The following is a 15,519-nucleotide window of genomic DNA, read 5'->3' as shown; positions in this document are numbered from 1 at the left end:
GGACAACGTTAGCGGGCTTGAGAAATTACGTCCAATGCAATATTTTTCAGTTTTTGATGCAGAATTGGTTAACTTACTGGGGCTGACGTGGGGCTAAGGCAGCTGCATCACTTCGTCACGCTGGTCGAGCAAGGCAGTTTTGCCCGTGCCGCCAGCGCCCTGCACCTGTCGCAGCCGGCGCTCACGCGCAGCATCCAGGCGCTGGAAGCGGACCTGGGGCCGCTGGTCGACCGCAGCTACGGCAAGGTGCGGCCAACCGCCGCCGGCATGCTGGCGCTCGAACGCGCGCGCCGCATGCTACGCGAACAGCGCGAGTTGCGGCGCGACCTGCAATTGCTGGAGGAAGTAGAAATCGGCACGATCTGCGCTGGCTTCGGGCCGTTTGCGGCATCGTTCCTGCTCGATCCCGTGCTTGAGGCGCTGGTGCGGCGCTACCCGCAGTTGCGCATCGACCTGGAGACCGCGGACACGCCGGCCATGCGGCGTTCGCTCGAAGCGGAACGCCTCGATGTCTTTGTCGGCGAAAGCCGCAGCCTGGCGGAACTGGGACACCTGCAGATTGACCGGCTGCCGGCGCTGGAAACGGCATTCTTCGTGCGCAGCGGGCATCCGCTGGCGCGGCAGCGCGAAGTCACCCTGGCTGAGCTGCGCGCCTATCCGGTGGCCGGGACCCGGCTGCCGGCGCATATCCTGCACTTCTTCCGGCAGGCACTGCATGAAGCCCGCGGTGGCAGCGGCCCGGTCTCCGAGGACGCGCCCGGGCTGATGACCGTCACCTGCAACGACATGCACGCGCTGCGCTCGCTGCTGCTGGCCGTCGATGCCGTGGCGCTGGTGCCCGTGGCGATGATGGCCGACGCCTGCGCGCAAGGCATGGCCGTGGCCCTGCCGATGCACCCGCCAACCGAGCTGAGGGCGCAGTATGGGATCGTGTCGCTGGCCGGGCGCTCACCGTCGCCGGCCATGCGCGCATTCGCGGCGCTGGTGCACGAAGCGGTGGCGCAAGCCAGCGGCGGTGCCGGGCCGTAGGCCCGGGTCATCGCCCGGGCCGTTCGGGATTCAGCCAGCAGCCACCGCGGGGTGCCCCGCTTCGACACGCGACGGCAGGTGCACGGCCAGCCGGCGGCGCGAGCGCTCGGGGTTGACCGCGTGCCCCCGGAACGTTCTGCACCAGCACGCCCGTGACCAGCGGCGCCAGCACGCCAGCCAGCGACGACACCGATGCATCGATGGCGAGGATCGCACCGCGCTGCCCCGCCGGCACGACCTCGGCCAGCATCGCCGGGCCCAGCGAATAGATCGCCGGCGCGCACACGCATGCCACTACCAGCAGGCTCACCCGCATGGCCGGCGTGGTGTCCGGCCACAGCAGCAACAGGAAGAAGCCGCCGGCCAGCAGCAGCATGCCGGCCGAGACCCGCCCGCGCGCCACCCGCGACGACACGCCGCGCGCCAGCAGCCGTTCAGAGAACCACGCAATGGCCAGCGTCAACGGCAGGTTGGTGCCGATGATCAGCGCGAACAGCTTGCCGCTGACGGCGTGGCCGAAGCCCAGCCCGCTCTGCAGGTAGGCCGGGATCCAGGTCAGGCACAGCGCCAGGCCCCAGTATGCCGCCAGCCGCAGCGCGAAGCAGCCGAGCACCGTGGGATCGCTCAGCAATACGCGGTATGGCAGGCGCTGCGGCGCGCCGGCGGCCGCGGGGGCGTGGGGGGCGCCATGCCCCGCCGGGTGTTCGTCGAGCGTCCCTTCGCGCCCGAGCGTCAGCCAGGCCACGGCCCACAGCACACCCAGCGCCGCCAGCACGTAGAAGTTGGCGCGCCAGCCCCAATGCACGGCGACCGCCGGGATCAGAAAGCCCGCCAGCACGATGCCGATCCCGGCCCCCTGCGTCAGCACCGCCACGGGCAGGTTGCGCCGGCGGTCCGGAAACCACTTGTAGCAGGCGTGGATCGCCACCGGCGCAGCCGGCCCTTCCATGAAGCCCAGCAGGATGCGCGAGATGATCAGCACCGCCAGGCTGGACGACAGCGCCAGCGGGATCTGGCACAGCGACCATGCCAGCGCCATGCAGACCAGCAGCCGCGAGGTCGGCGTACGGTTGGCAAGAAAGCCGCCCAGCACGCCGGACACCGCGAACAGCCAGAAGAAGCTGCTGCCGACCAGGCCGAACTGCGCCGGCGTCAGCCCCAGTTCATCCATCATCGGCGCGGCCAGCAGGCCCACCACCATCTTGTCCATGGCGTTGACCACCAGGAAGAAGAACAACAGCACTGCGGTCAACCACGCGCGGCGCGGCTGGTAGGACATGGTCATGCGAGGTCTCCCTAAGGGCGGACATCGGTCTCCGGGCGGCACCTGATAGGCACGGCGCCGCTCAATTCGTAATATGGATTACGTTTTCGGGCCAGTATGTTGGCCGGATACGGTTCACGACATCCGTAAAAACACGGACATGCCGGGGCGGGCCCAAGCCACGCCCTGCGGGGAGAAAGGGTCGTCATGGAAAACAAGCTGACCGGGCTGGAAGGCCACGCCGGCTATGCCGCACCGCGCTATTCGCGTGGCCTGCGCACCACGCTGCTGCTGCTGGAAGCCGGCCGCCGGCTGCTGCGCGAGCGCACGCTGGAACAGGTCTCGATCCAGGAAATCTGCGCGCACGCCGGCGTCACGACTGGCGCGTTCTACAGCCGCTTCGAAGGCAAGGAGAGCTATTTCAAGGCTTTGCAGGCCCTGGTGCTGACCACGCTGCGCAAGGCCATGGCCGAGCGCCTTGCGCAACTCGACACATGCCCGCCGACGCTGGAAGACGCCGTGTGCACGCTGGCGCGCGACAGCCGCATCTGGGCCTACCGCAATGCCGGGGTGCTGCGTGCCTCGCTGGTGGCCCGCGTCACCAGCGGCGAGGATCCGATCCGGCAGCTCAACCGGCAATACATGGACGACCTGGCTTCACGCCTGGCGCGGCTGCACCCGGCGGGCGCCTCGCCGGAACTGGAACTGCGCATCCGCTTTGCGCACCAGGCCCTGGCCGGCACCCTGCTGTACGCGCTGATCAACCGCGACAGCACCTTTGCGCTGTCGGACCGGCGGCTGGATATGGAGATGGCGCGGGCGTTCCTGCTGTACGCGGCATAACGGCCGGCCCTCGCCACGGAGCACGACGCACAAGGGCTTGAGCCGCGACTACTTTGGCCAATTGGCCTCACACAGGTTGGCAATGAGCGGGCACAGGACCTCATCGCGATTGTCGCGGCATTGCCCAACAAGACTTCTCAACTCGGTCCGCAGCATCCGCAAATCGCGCAGCCGTTCCTCGACGACTTGCAGCGTTTGTTCGGCCAGCGCACGCGCAGTTCCGAATTTGCTGCCGTCGTTCAGTTGCAGCAGCGTACGAACCTCGTCCAGGGTGAACCCAAGTGCCTGGGCCCGGCGAATGAAATGATGCCACTGCAGGCTGTCCCCGGAATACTGACGAATGGCGCCATGCACGCGTTCGGGTATCGACAGCATTGCGCATCGTTGGTAATAGCGAACCGTTTCCACGCCAACGTTGGCCACCTTGGCCAACTACCCATTTATCAGGGTCGACTCCATCACTTGACTCCGTACTCAGAGGGCGATGCAGTGCCCTGCATACGGCGAAGGAATCATCGAAGACCGCGAACTCCGCCATGCAGTCGGCGAGCCCCGACGTCATGAATTGGCATGGGAAAGCCCCCAAACGTGACAAGCGCGGAGAGACCAGGCTGGCATTCCGGCTAACCTGCGCTCTCCGCAAAGCTCCTGCACTCAGGCTTCATCGCCACGGCTTTCGCCCTGGCAACGGCCCCTCGGTACGCCCGATAGGAGCAGCTTACTGGTTCTTCGTCTTGTCCACGCTGGCCGCGGCCTTCGCGGCGTCGGGCTGCGCCACAGGCTTCGCCACATCCGCCTTGGTTTTCGCCGTGTCGGAATCATTCTTTGCGTCAGCCTTCGCCATACCAGCCTCGGTATGGGCGGCCTTCGTCTTGCTCGCATTGTGGTGGCTGCCCTTGGCGGCTGACTTACTGGCATCGGCCTTTACGTCAGCCTTCTCCTTATTGGTGCTGGCTTGGGCCTTTACTTCATGCGCACCGGCACTCTTGTGGTTCTTGTCGGCCTTTGCCTGCGTGGCGCTCTTCTCCTTGACGACCTTCGCCTGGTCTTTCGACGCCCCGCCCTGCGGCTGAGTCGCGGAAGCTGGCACAGCAGTCTGCGCGAAAACGGTACCGACGAGGGCGGCGGAAGCGAGTGCAGCGAACAGCTTCTTCATGACGTGGACTCCTGGGAAAAATTCAGCAGCTCGGCGATGCGCCTTGCTTACCGGAACAAACGGTACGGTCGGCGTCCGAGTTGACCCACAAGTCGTGACAATCCGTAAGTTCTGCAACCAGCAAACTTGAATCACGAGCCCATCAAACTCCACGAGCAATTTGCTGGCCGGAAACCTCAACCGCTGTCGGCCGGCGGATGTCGAGGCTTCCTTTCGCCTGATAGTCCACGGGATGGTGCGTACGACCTACTATTGCTTCGTGGCGTCCTTGCTCATGGAATCCTTTTCCATCGTACCTTTGCTCATGCCCTCCTTCTTTTCGTGGGGCTTCTTGGCGTGACTCTTGCTCATTTTTTCTTTTTTCATGTCCATATCGTCCTTCCCCATGGACTCTTTCGCCATGCTGCCGCTGGCACCCATGGCGCCCTTTCCCATCTCGTCCTTCTTCATCGCGCCCTGTGCCCATGCATGGCTGGCAAGCAACACCGCGGAGGAAAGCAGCAAAACCAGGCGTTTGTTCATGTTGTACCCCTTGATTGGATTGGTAGGGAGAAGCCGGCAGACTTGCCGGTCAGGTTTCGGGGGGTCAGGAGCCCCCAAACCAGTTGTATCCCTGGTCTTCCCAGTAACCGCCGGGATACTTGTTTGTGACGTAAATCGCGACAATGTGCTTCGGGTTCTTGTACCCAAGCTTGGTGGGCATGCGCAGCTTTATCGGAAACCCATACTTCGGCGGCAGGCGTTCGCCATCGTAGGTGAAAGTAAGCAAGGTCTGTGGATGCAGCGCAGTGGGCATGTCGATGCTTGTGTAGTAGTCATCGGCGCAGAGAAAGCCCACGTATTTTGCAGTGGTATCGGCTCCGACGCGCTGGAGAAAATCAGAGAAGCGTGTACCGCCCCACTTGCCGATGGCACTCCACCCCTCGACACAAATATGGCGAGTCACCTGCGCCGTCTGCGGTAACGCGTAGAGTTCTTCGAGGGTCCATGCCGTCCTGCGCGAGACCAAGCCACCGACTTCCAGTTGAAACGCGTTGGCATCTACCTCTGGTACATCAGCGAGGCCGTAGTAGGCATTGAAAGGAAACGGCCGCGTCAGCCTTGACTCGGGATAGGTCGGCGCCAGCCGGTTAGGGTCGAACAGCCAGCCCTGCACGCGGTCATTGAAGCGCGAAACTGCCATCAGAAAGGACTCAACCGACGGTTTGTCGGTAATGCTGCAGCCCGTCAGCAGTAGCAAGCCACCAAGCGTAATGGCACGCTTTCCGAACAGTCGGCGAGATGGCATGCTCAGCTCGCGCGTTGCATCGTGCAATATCAGCTTGCGGTCGAGCCTGACGATTTGCTCAGCTTTGCTCATGACCATTCTCCGCATCGAGAACTAGCGTCCGCGCAACATGATGATGAGTGTGCGTGGTACCAGCAACACCATCACCACATGGATGACAAGGAATAGCGCAATCGCGCTCATGCCGATGAAGTGCACCCAACGCGCAGCGTCGTAGCCTCCCATCAATACACGCAGCAAGGGAAATTGAACCGACTTCCAGATTGCAAGGCCAGACAGCACCGTCAGCACAATCACCACCACCACGCCCACATAGAAGAGCTTCTGGGCAGCGTTGTATTCGGCCAGATTGGGGTGCGCGAGCTTGCCACGCATGGCTGCTGCAATGTCACGCAGTGCCGCTGGGACGGAAAGCGGAAAGAAGCGCCGCCGGAAACGGCCCGTGACGATATTCATCACCAAATAGAACAGGCCATTGGCGACAAGGAGCCACATCGCTGCAAAATGCCACTGCAGGCCCCCGGCAAGCCAGCCGCCCAGAGTGATTGCATTGGGAAAGTGGAAGCCGAACAGCGGCGATGCGTTGTAGATGCGCCAGCCGCTAAGCATCATGATGAGCACAGCGATGAGATTCAGCCAGTGCGTGATGCGAACCCATGCAGGCTGGATGGACTGGCTGTGCGGCGCCAGCTTATCGGGCGGCACATGGTGGGCATTCTTCACTTGCTTTCTCCGACGCCAGGCGGCACATCGGTGACCGCCTTCTTCACCACGTTCGTCGTCCCAGACGCCGAGACCTTACAAGGTCAGTGCATGCTTGCCCTGCCACCCTAGGTTCCGCTGCTGGCGAATGCGGCAAACGACACTTGTCAGCTCAGGAAATCCACACCGGTTCGGCTTTTGAAATAAGAGCGACACGCACATTCACGATAGGAGCAAATCCCGGAGGAGGCAAAGCAGGCCTTCGCTCTCCGTCCGGCCCTGCATGGGGTGTATCGACCGTGGACGCGAAGCCCCGATCGGAGGAAGCAGAACCGACGTATTGGCGGCCCCGAAACTGAAGCCTCGCTCGCCCGCGGCCGGGCTGGAAGATTCCCGAACTCGTTCCATGCTGGTAGAGCCAGCGCCGCTGCTGTCAGGGAATGACCAGTCGGTTCCCGCCTTCGGAGGGTACATCTGGTACTCAGCGCCGGCGTCGACGATGAGCGCCTCGGCGCTTCACGTTGAGCACCACGCTTGCCTTTGACGCTTTGTCGAAGTTACTGAAGTCAGGAACGAATGCTATCGGCCTTCTCCCGACAGGATGTGGTCGGGAGTCAGATGAGGCGTCGTTGCAGGAGGCCCCCATGCCTGCGTGGATTTCGAAGCCGGAGGATACGGCCGGCGACGCAACGCTAAAAGAATGGCGAGTGCTGCAGACCTATAGCGGGAGCCGGCACTTTGTTGGCATTTGCACTCGTACTGGTCCTTACCGCGTCACCCCGCCTATTACGTCTTTCAATTGGGATACGCGGACAGGTGTTACCGAGCAGGGGCTTCGCTTTGTTCTAGCCGGTCCCCCGGGTCGGGAGAATGGGCTATGGTCGCTCTTCTGGCTGGTGGCGACATGGGATAACAAAGTCACGGGCACGAAAGATATTACGGGCGAGTATGTGTGGATGTAACGCTGCACTATTGCTGTAGTGCGGTCCTCTTTTTGCATCCATGGGTGCAGGACGTGAAAGAGGGCGAACCAGGAGTTTCAGCATGCCGACGGTCATTGCATTGCGGTCGGCCCAGGTCAAGCAGAGGTATGTCGAAAATTGGCGCTTGCTGGAGACCTACCGTGGCGAACGGCATATTGTTGGGAGATTCTCAGACACCGGCAGATACTGGGCAACCCCTCCAATCAGTCAATTGGACTTCGCTCGCCGCAGGGGCTTCACGCTTGATGGACGACAGTTCCTGCTTGTCGGAGCGCCCGGGCCCGCGGCAGCAGCCGAGTACTTCGTCTCGCTATGTGCGGTGTTTGATGAGTGCCTCTTGACAACAAAGGACGTCACTGCGGAGCTTCTTTCGCATGCTCGAGGTATTTGAGCCGAACCCAACGGCGCCGCATGACACCTCCACGCTCGGGCATGTCACCATGATTATGCCGCTGCCCCTCGATGGCATCCGGTCCGTGGTCGGCGAGTTGTGCCTCGAACCAGTTGTGCAATGCCGCAACCAACTTGGCATCTGATGTTCGGTAGTCGAGTTCGGCGCCGTCGGCGACCTCCCGGTACCCAATGGTAAATTGCCCCGGTTTTGCTGAAGCTCTTCAATCTGGAACCGGAGTTCCGGCTCGACGGGTCGCAGTTCGACCACCTGTTTGAAGACGGAGAGACGTTTGCCATCGGTGGCCTGACCGGCAGGGCGATTCATGTGCCAGGGCATACACCCGCCGACATGACTTACCAGATTGGGGATGCCTTCTTTGTCGGCGATACGCTGTTCATGCCGGACGTCGGCACGGCTCGCTGCGATTTCCCGGGCAGCGACGCGCACGAGTTGTATCGCTCCATCCGCAAGCTGCTGGACTTGCCGGCCAATACCCGGCTCTATATGTGCCACGATTATCCGCCCGAGGGCCGTGCCCCGACATGGGAAACCACGGTCAGTGCCCAGCGCGGACGCAATATCCACGTGCACGACGGGGTGAGTGAAGAGCAGTTCGTAGCCATGCGCCAGGCACGCGATGCGACGCTGGCGATGCCCACCCTGATACTGCCGTCGGTGCAGGTCAACATTCGGGCCGGAGAGTTGCCGCCGCCCGATGCGAATGGCATGCGCTATCTAAAAATCCCGCTTAACGTCATCTAAGCCAAGTCAGTGACCGACCATACCGATGGGTGGCGGATGAGAGCAGCACCTCGATGGGCGACAGTGGACCGGTCCGCGTTGAGGCGGGCTGTTTTCAATTGTTGTCTTGCATCAACTCTCTTTGCCTGAGGAGACTATCCTTTGCATAGGAGAAGGGACGCTCATATGTTTTGAGCTTTGTCCTGGCTTCGAATCAGTAGCCTTGAGACTGACCGACGCCGTCGACTGGGGTAGAAAGGCCAATAGGAGAGACAAGATGAAGAAGGAACTCATAGGGGCAGCGTTATCCGCAATCGTGCTTTGCGTTACTCCTGCGCTAGCTCAACAAAGTAAGCCTGCTGCCAAGAGTGCCCCAGCAAAACAGGAGCAACCCAACGTCGCCGAGTTTGATAAGCAGGCGGCGCAAATTCAGGAAAACATGCGGAAGATGCAGGAGCAGATGGACAAAATCCGCCAAACGCAGGACCCGCAAGAGCGCCAGAAGTTACTTCAGGAGCACTGGGCGGCCATGCAGAGCACGATGGGCATGATGCACAGCATGTGGGGGCCTGGGATGATGGGCGGGCACATGATGGGCGGCCCCATGATGGGCGGCCCCATGATGGGGTGGGGACAGATGGGCGGCTACTATTCGAAGCTCACCCCTGAGCAGATGAAGCAGCGGCAGTACATGACGGACCAGTACATGGGCATGCAGCAGATGATGATGAACCACATGATGATGCACCAGAACTGGATGCAGCCGCGCCAACCTTGAGGGCTACCGCGATTTCTCAGGGGGAGATATTGTGAAATAGCGCGTTCTAAAACGCGCTATTTCATTAGGGCGGCACACATTTGCCCCCATTGACCTGCCATGGTCAAGACGGGCAGCCTTCCAGACTGCTCGATTTCGTCAAGGGCTTCCCAGTCCTCGACAGGCTAGCCCGCCAACGCGGGCACGACGTACCCACCGCAGCGCCGACTTGCGCGCTGGCGAGGGTGGCCATGCCCAGCGACCGCGTCGTGCCTCGCAGGGGTTACGACCATCTGCCAGAACTACGGAATGTTGATGGCCATCATCTTCCTCAGCCACGACAGCTAAAGCTGGGCATGGTTGAGGCCCTGGGAAGAGCACGGAACAGCTGGCTATGAGAGTTTGGCAGATTCTGAGATGGGCCAGTACCGTGCTGGCCACGGTGGGCGTCATTGCAGCATTGATTTCCACGCTGAACTGGAGGGGCGGCGGAGAGGGCTTCCCAAAGCTAGACGCCGGGGACAGAGTGCTGGTTGGCAGAGGGAAAGTCGTCTACGCAAGCCATTGTGCCGCGTGTCATGGCGCAAATCTCGAGGGCCAGCCGGACTGGCGCAATCGCCGACCAAACGGACGATTGCCGGCGCCGCCGCACGACGCCAGCGGCCACACCTGGCACCATCCGGACCAAATACTATTTGCCATTACCAAGGATGGCCTGGTTCCTGGCGTAACAGTGCCAGCTGGCTATGAAAGTGATATGCCAGCATTCAAAGCTTCCTTGTCGGACGCGGACATCGCCGCCGTCCTTGCCTATATCAAGAGCACGTGGCCTGCTGAATTGCGGGCTGCCCAGCAAGAGGCAACCACGGAATACCGGAACCGTTAGGTCTCGTAGTTATCGCCATTGTCAGCTGAGCTCGCGCTGCCCAGCCTTGCAACGGCGTGTGGCACATCGGCTCGTTGATGCAAATCAACTTCTCTCGAGAGCAATATCGTACCTTCGTTAAAGGGCGAATCAGCCTAATCCTAACCAGCAAAGGAATATCATCATGGCGAAGAATCGGTGCGCTTCTCTCCTTGTTACGCTCGCCGCCGTGGTCTGGACTCCATTGGTTTTCTCCGCACCGCCTGCCAAAGACGCCGCCCACGAGAAGCACCATGCCCCGGAGCGTCCTGAGTCGCCGGCCGCAGCGCCTCAGGGGAACCCTGACCTTGACGCCCAGATTGCCCATCTGCGCGCAATCCGGGAGCGGTTGTCGCGGGCTAATACTCCGGAAGAGCGGCAAGCGCTCATGGCCGAACGGGCAAAGGTCATGCAGGAAGCCATGGCTACCGTGCACAAGGCCAGCGGAATGCCCGGGCGCGCTGGAATGCGCCCACCAACGGGTACGAGCAAGGTGAGGACCGCTCAGGCGGGCATGTGCAATGAGATGACGGAGCAGCACGTGGCCCTGATGCAGGAAATGATGCAGGCGATGACGGACTACCAGGGGATGGGCGGTGGAATGGGGCCTGGGATGGCCCAGCCGATGGGCGGCGGCATGATGAGGAAGTAGCAAGCCGGTTCGCAGCAGAGGCCCACACCCTCCCACAGTAGGAGGGTCAAGTCTTATATTGACTGTCCCACGGGAGTGGCGTGTTGCGAACGATTCCTATTGGAATGCCGGGCCACGTTCGCTAAACTACGAGTCCGCAGTCACAGGGCTGCTACCGCCCCCGATGCTTCGACTCGTCACACGTTTCCTTCTCTTGCTCCTGATTGCTGCGCTTCCGCTGCAAGGAGTGACTGCGGCCACGATGATGGCAAAGGGCGTGACGCAGGCTTACGCGGGCGGGGTGCAGGTGCAGTCTGATGGCCAAGAAGGCGTCAATTCAGTATCTTCAGATGAAGACGACGACCACTGCATCGCGCACATGAGCGATGCAGATACTAAGCAGCAAGGCAAATCTGGAAAGCATGCAGGCCATGCGTGCTCAGGCTGCGCCGCTTGTTCGCTTTGCTCGGTCGTCCCCTACGCTACCCCGCTTTTTGTTCACCTCGACAATGCGCCAGCTCAGGCTCCTTCTGGCCTGACGGAAGCATTCGTCAGTCATATCTCGGACGCGCTCCAGCGTCCGCCTGCCTCGGTCGTTTGATGCCCTAGGTGCGTCCATTTTTGGGCGCACACACCGGGCGTTGCCACAGCAGTGGCTAACGCGACACTCCAAGCTTTCCATTTGTAAGGATTGACATGTCTCTGACACGCATGCTGGCCGGCGCCAGCCTGGCGGTTGTCTGGGCTTCCGTATTTGCGCAGGCCGTGGCCCTCGGGGGGCACAACCGATTCTTTGAAATGCCTCGCTTATTGGAGTCGCTGCAAAACTGGTCATCAGTATCGCGCACTCGATACATCAAGCGCTTTGCCGCTGTCTTACATGTGGAGTCCTGGGTGCTCGCGGGGGTGTTGGTTACTGCTGCAGTGCTTGCAGCAAGCCCGCTGCCTGGTACGACCTGAGATATGCCTACGCTTTTTACAATCAGACATTGAAGGAGGGGTTCAATGAAGCTATTGATGAAGCTCCAACTGGCTGCCTTTATCGCTGCCACAGCGCTGTCAAGCGTGGTGTTGGCAGCCGGCGAGCAACCGGCATGGTGGCACAGCCACGGGCACGGTGGTGGTGGAGTGACAGCCTTCGGAAAGCCGGGCGACCCGGAAAAAGTAAGCCGGACCGTCAATGTGGACATGACCGATGACATGCGCTTCACCCCCTCCAAGATAACGGTTAAGAGAGGCGAGACAATCCGCTTCATCTTGAAGAACTCTGGAAAGGTAAAGCATGAGATGGTGCTCGGGACCGAGGGCCAGTTGGAAGAGCTCTATCACACCAGGATGCAAACGCCGGAAAAGGAATATGCGACCCCAAGCGCCCTCACAGTTGAGGCGGGTCAGTCCGGCCACATCATTTGGCAATTTACAAAGCTTGGTACGGTGTCATTCGCCTGTCTATTGCCAGGCCATTATGATGCGGGTATGAGCGGCACGGTCATTGTAAAGTGAAGCTGCGGCCTACCGCAAATGGAAACGCCGCCCTCAAGGTACCCCTTTTTCAGGGTTCCTCGTAGGCAAGACGTAGTTCGACCAGCCTGCTCGTGGGCAACGCCGGGCAATATCGAACCCCATGCAATCATAGGCCTCTGGTCTGGCTCTCAGCGTGCGCAGTTGCACGTTGTGGGGTTGTCCCGTTGAGCCGGCAGGTATGACCATGGTTGTCCATATAGCCATAGAAATGTTGCCTTGGCGACTGAATCACGTGTCGAGTCGTGCGACCTCTTAGACAAATGTGCGCAAAGCATGGAGGACATCTCCGATGGTCTGTCCAGGGCACGCAATCGGGAAGAAGATTACGAAGTAGACGGGGTGTCCTTCGGCGAGTGCCATGTCGACTTCGGAGTCAGGAAGCCTCCGATACCAGGGACGTGACCAGCACGTGGGTCGATGATAATGACTGGCGTTGCGTCAAGTCGTACGAGTTCCTCCAAATGGTCCGTGCCACAGCGCGTGATACGGAGCAGCGCGTAGTTAGCCGGGCGCTCGAACGTTCTGGCATCGAGCAACATCTCGTAGTCGAAGTGCAGCAATGGTGGAAGTCGGCCTCGGCCTCTTCATGAGCGAGCATATTGTTTGCTCGCTGCCGCAGGATATCCACGAAGAGTATCCAGCGCTGAGCCAAATCGGTGGAGTAGTCCCACCACTGCCGCAATGCATCCACGGCTGGAACGGAATGTTGCGAGGCATCGTCAATCAGTGGGCAGCGACTAATTCCCCTTCCTGTGCCCCGCTGGGCGACGAGGGACGCACTTGGCGTCGATTACGCAGTATCGTGTCTTCGGCCATGAGGCTCCTAGTCACTCTTCTTTGAGCTTCCGGCATTGGAATGCGGCTCATCCGGCAATCGGTGCAGCTACATCCGTGGACGGCACCGGCGGCAATGTGGCGCGGATGCCGGCCAGCTTGGTGCGCTTGAGCAACAGCGCATTGACTGCCACTAAGGCGGAGCTACCCGACATGGAGAGTGCTGCAATCTCGGGGCTTAAGGTGAAGGGATAGAGCAGACCCGCTGCCAGCGGAAAGGCGACCAGGTTGTAGGCCACAGCCCACCAGAGATTCTGGTGCATCTTTCGCAAGGTGGCGCGCGACAACTCGATGGCGCCCACCACGTCGAACGGGTCGCTCTTCATCAAGACGATATCAGCGCTCTCCATTGCGACGTCGGTGCCTGCGCCGATAGCAAAGCCCACGTCCGCCTGAGTTAGCGCAGGAGCGTCGTTGATTCCGTCGCCGACCATACCAACCTTCTTGCCTTGCGCCTGTAACTCCTTGACCTTTTCTGCTTTTTCCCCGGGGAGAACATCGGCAAGCACCAGTTCGATGCCGAGGCCGGCTGCGATGCGTTCTGCAGTGGCCTTGTTGTCCCCTGTCAGCATGGCTACCCGTACACCTCGCTCGCGCAGTTTTTTTACTGCCGCTGCTGAGGTTGGTCGTGGTGCATCGGCGATGGCAATCAAGCCAATCAATTTGCCACCGTGTGCGACATAAATGACCGTTCGGCCTGCGCCTTGCATCAGGTCCGCCTTCGCGGTAAGGCCGCTCATGTCCACCTCTTGTGTGGCCATCAGCTTGCGGTTGCCAAGCAGAGCTAGCCGCCCGTTGACCTCCGCTTTGGCTCCCATTCCATCGATATTGGTAAAGCCGGTAGAGACCGGCCTGGCCAGGGTGCCACTCCGCTTGAGGATAGCTTGGGCTAATGGATGCTCAGAGCTCTGCTCGACAGAGGCCGCGAGTGCGAGCATCGCATTCACGTCCACATCCTGCGGGGTAAAAATGTCCACCACCTCAGGTTCACCCATGGTCAGCGTGCCAGTCTTATCGAAGACGACAACATCCAACTTAGTGGCGTCCTCCAAGGCTGAAGCATTCTTGAACAGAATGCCGTTCATTGCACCAAGCCCCGTTCCGACCATCACCGCCATTGGAGTTGCCAGTCCGAGTGCGTCGGGGCAGGCAATGACGAAGACTGTAATCGTAAGCGTAAGAGCGAAAAGTAAAGGCTGGCCTAACCACCAATACCAGGTAACAAACGTCACTATGCCAATACCAAGCGCCGCGAGCACCAACCACTGCGAGGCGCGGTCCGCCAGCAATTGCGCAGGTGCCTTGGAGTTCTGCGCCTCCTGCACCAGCTTGACGATTTGCGCGAGTGCGGTGTCACTGCCGACTCTTGTGGCGCGATAGCGGAAGCTGCCACTCTTGTTAATCGTCGCGCCGATGACGTTATCGCCTGGCCCCTTTCGAACAGGCAGGGACTCGCCGGTCAGCATCGATTCGTCCACTTGGGAGACGCCATCGATAACAGCACCGTCCGCCGGAATCTTATTGCCCGGGCGAATGATGATGACGTCGCCTACTTGGACTTCTGCTGTGGGTATCTCGATTTCGCGACCATCGCGCAGCACTGTGGCCTTTGGCGGGGCCAGGTCCATTAGCGTGCGGATAGCGTCTGAGGCGCCGGCCCGTGCGCGCATCTCCAGCCAATGCCCTAGCAATATGAACACCAGGAGTACCGCCGATGCTTCGTAGAACTGCTCGCCGGCAAAGAAGAAAGTGGCCCCGACGCTGAACAGATAGCCTGTGCCGACAGATAGGACAACCAGCGTCGCCATGTTGAGCGTGCCATCCCGGAGTGCTCGCCAGGCGGAAACGAAGAAGGGCCAGCTTGGGTAAAGAATGGCAGCGCTTGCCAGCAGAAATAGCCACTGGTTCATTGCTAGGCCAAATGGCGGAGCCGGCATGGGAATCTGCATTCCCATCGGCGCGTAGAGAAAGATGGGAATCGTGAATACCAGGCAAATCCAGAAACGGTTACGCATATCGCGAACCATCTCCTTCATGTCCATACCGGCCCCGTGACCCATCTCGTGGGCCATCTGGTCGTGTGCCGCGTGCGCGTGGGCTCTCCCTTTGGCATCGTGGGCGGCCGGATGTACATGGTCCCGCCGTCTGCCAAGCGCAGCCAGCCGGGGTGTAGTGCTTGCTGCGAGTTCGACAGGCGGGTCCTCGGGCATGCAAATATGCCGTGGAACCAGCTCGCCATGGCAATGATGACCGCACTCCTCCAATCTCGCCTTTATCTCCATCAGGCTGGTTACGGCTTCGTCATACTCCACCGTAGTGCTGCCAGTGACGCAGTTAACCTCCGCCCTGACAACGCCGGGTAGTCTGGTAAGGCGCTTCTCCACCCCGCGAGCGCTCAGAACGGACAGCAGGCCTCCAACTTCAATGATGCTGGTCTTCATCTCATCCATCCTTGCAGTTCACAGGCCC

16 protein-coding genes and 2 pseudogenes are annotated in these 15,519 nt (G+C 60.7%); 10 read left to right on the top strand and 8 right to left on the bottom strand.

Annotated elements, in window-relative coordinates:
* The first annotated feature begins 87 nt into the window (after window positions 1–87).
* Window positions 88–1,029 carry a LysR family transcriptional regulator gene (locus tag AC3WL8_RS15495; RefSeq protein ID WP_492378404.1) on the top strand — a complete coding sequence of 314 codons (942 nt, stop codon included), beginning with the start codon at window positions 88–90 and terminating at the stop codon, window positions 1,027–1,029.
* A gap of 7 nt (window positions 1,030–1,036) precedes the next feature.
* Here AC3WL8_RS15495 and AC3WL8_RS15490 read toward each other — a convergent pair whose 3' ends face one another.
* Window positions 1,037–2,314 (bottom strand): MFS transporter, encoded by a 1,278-nt coding sequence (locus AC3WL8_RS15490; protein WP_153954944.1) that lies wholly within the window; start codon window positions 2,312–2,314, stop codon window positions 1,037–1,039.
* A gap of 186 nt (window positions 2,315–2,500) precedes the next feature.
* Between AC3WL8_RS15490 and AC3WL8_RS15485 the strand changes: the two genes are divergently transcribed.
* Complete coding sequence (locus tag AC3WL8_RS15485; RefSeq protein ID WP_492378403.1) at window positions 2,501–3,136, top strand: TetR/AcrR family transcriptional regulator; 636 nt, start codon at window positions 2,501–2,503, stop codon at window positions 3,134–3,136.
* 48 nt (window positions 3,137–3,184) lie between these two features.
* Here the strand turns inward: AC3WL8_RS15485 and AC3WL8_RS15480 are convergent, their stop codons facing one another.
* The 5 genes from AC3WL8_RS15480 to AC3WL8_RS15460 form a co-directional block, all read right to left on the bottom strand.
* A complete protein-coding gene (locus tag AC3WL8_RS15480) occupies window positions 3,185–3,559 on the bottom strand; it encodes a MerR family DNA-binding protein (RefSeq protein ID WP_492378424.1) in 375 nt (124 codons plus the stop codon).
* A gap of 295 nt (window positions 3,560–3,854) precedes the next feature.
* Window positions 3,855–4,292, bottom strand: coding sequence for a hypothetical protein (locus AC3WL8_RS15475; protein ID WP_492378402.1), 438 nt, complete (start codon window positions 4,290–4,292; stop codon window positions 3,855–3,857).
* Window positions 4,293–4,541: 249 nt separating this feature from the next.
* Entirely contained in the window at window positions 4,542–4,814 is a 273-nt protein-coding gene (locus tag AC3WL8_RS15470) for a pentapeptide MXKDX repeat protein (RefSeq protein ID WP_492378401.1), read from the bottom strand.
* 64 nt (window positions 4,815–4,878) lie between these two features.
* On the bottom strand, window positions 4,879–5,652 hold the full coding sequence (locus tag AC3WL8_RS15465) for a molybdopterin-dependent oxidoreductase (RefSeq protein WP_013955352.1): 774 nt from the start codon (window positions 5,650–5,652) through the stop codon (window positions 4,879–4,881).
* 21 nt (window positions 5,653–5,673) lie between these two features.
* Window positions 5,674–6,303, bottom strand: a complete 630-nt coding sequence (locus AC3WL8_RS15460; RefSeq protein WP_013955351.1) for a cytochrome b/b6 domain-containing protein — start codon at window positions 6,301–6,303, stop codon at window positions 5,674–5,676.
* Between the two features lie 1,336 nt (window positions 6,304–7,639).
* Between AC3WL8_RS15460 and AC3WL8_RS15455 the strand changes: the two genes are divergently transcribed.
* From AC3WL8_RS15455 to AC3WL8_RS15420, 8 genes and pseudogenes are all read left to right on the top strand, one after another.
* The gene (locus AC3WL8_RS15455) at window positions 7,640–7,801 is read left to right on the top strand and encodes a hypothetical protein (protein ID WP_211980581.1); all 162 of its coding nucleotides are present in this window, start codon (window positions 7,640–7,642) and stop codon (window positions 7,799–7,801) included.
* A 62-nt stretch (window positions 7,802–7,863) separates the two neighbouring features.
* A pseudogene (locus AC3WL8_RS15450) lies at window positions 7,864–8,421 on the top strand (MBL fold metallo-hydrolase); the annotation flags it as partial.
* Window positions 8,422–8,677: 256 nt separating this feature from the next.
* A complete protein-coding gene (locus tag AC3WL8_RS15445) occupies window positions 8,678–9,178 on the top strand; it encodes a hypothetical protein (protein ID WP_492378400.1) in 501 nt (166 codons plus the stop codon).
* Window positions 9,179–9,551: 373 nt separating this feature from the next.
* Window positions 9,552–10,043 (top strand): c-type cytochrome, encoded by a 492-nt coding sequence (locus AC3WL8_RS15440; RefSeq protein WP_211980579.1) that lies wholly within the window; start codon window positions 9,552–9,554, stop codon window positions 10,041–10,043.
* A gap of 163 nt (window positions 10,044–10,206) precedes the next feature.
* The gene (locus AC3WL8_RS15435; RefSeq protein WP_211980578.1) at window positions 10,207–10,713 is read left to right on the top strand and encodes a hypothetical protein; all 507 of its coding nucleotides are present in this window, start codon (window positions 10,207–10,209) and stop codon (window positions 10,711–10,713) included.
* A 163-nt stretch (window positions 10,714–10,876) separates the two neighbouring features.
* Entirely contained in the window at window positions 10,877–11,293 is a 417-nt protein-coding gene (locus AC3WL8_RS15430) for a hypothetical protein (protein WP_492378399.1), read from the top strand.
* 95 nt (window positions 11,294–11,388) lie between these two features.
* Window positions 11,389–11,652, top strand: a complete 264-nt coding sequence (locus AC3WL8_RS15425; protein ID WP_371827385.1) for a hypothetical protein — start codon at window positions 11,389–11,391, stop codon at window positions 11,650–11,652.
* Between the two features lie 45 nt (window positions 11,653–11,697).
* On the top strand, window positions 11,698–12,195 hold the full coding sequence (locus AC3WL8_RS15420) for a cupredoxin domain-containing protein (RefSeq protein WP_492378398.1): 498 nt from the start codon (window positions 11,698–11,700) through the stop codon (window positions 12,193–12,195).
* A gap of 276 nt (window positions 12,196–12,471) precedes the next feature.
* Here AC3WL8_RS15420 and AC3WL8_RS15415 read toward each other — a convergent pair.
* Together AC3WL8_RS15415 and AC3WL8_RS15410 are read right to left on the bottom strand one after the other, a co-directional pair.
* Window positions 12,472–12,814, bottom strand: a pseudogene (locus AC3WL8_RS15415) (DUF3141 domain-containing protein); the annotation flags it as partial.
* Window positions 12,815–13,079: 265 nt separating this feature from the next.
* On the bottom strand, window positions 13,080–15,491 hold the full coding sequence (locus AC3WL8_RS15410; RefSeq protein WP_492378397.1) for a heavy metal translocating P-type ATPase: 2,412 nt from the start codon (window positions 15,489–15,491) through the stop codon (window positions 13,080–13,082).
* Window positions 15,492–15,519 lie beyond the last annotated feature (28 nt).

It is taken from the genome of Cupriavidus sp. FW305-F7, assembly GCF_058782875.1.
This window is presented reverse-complemented; position numbering and strand designations above follow the sequence as displayed.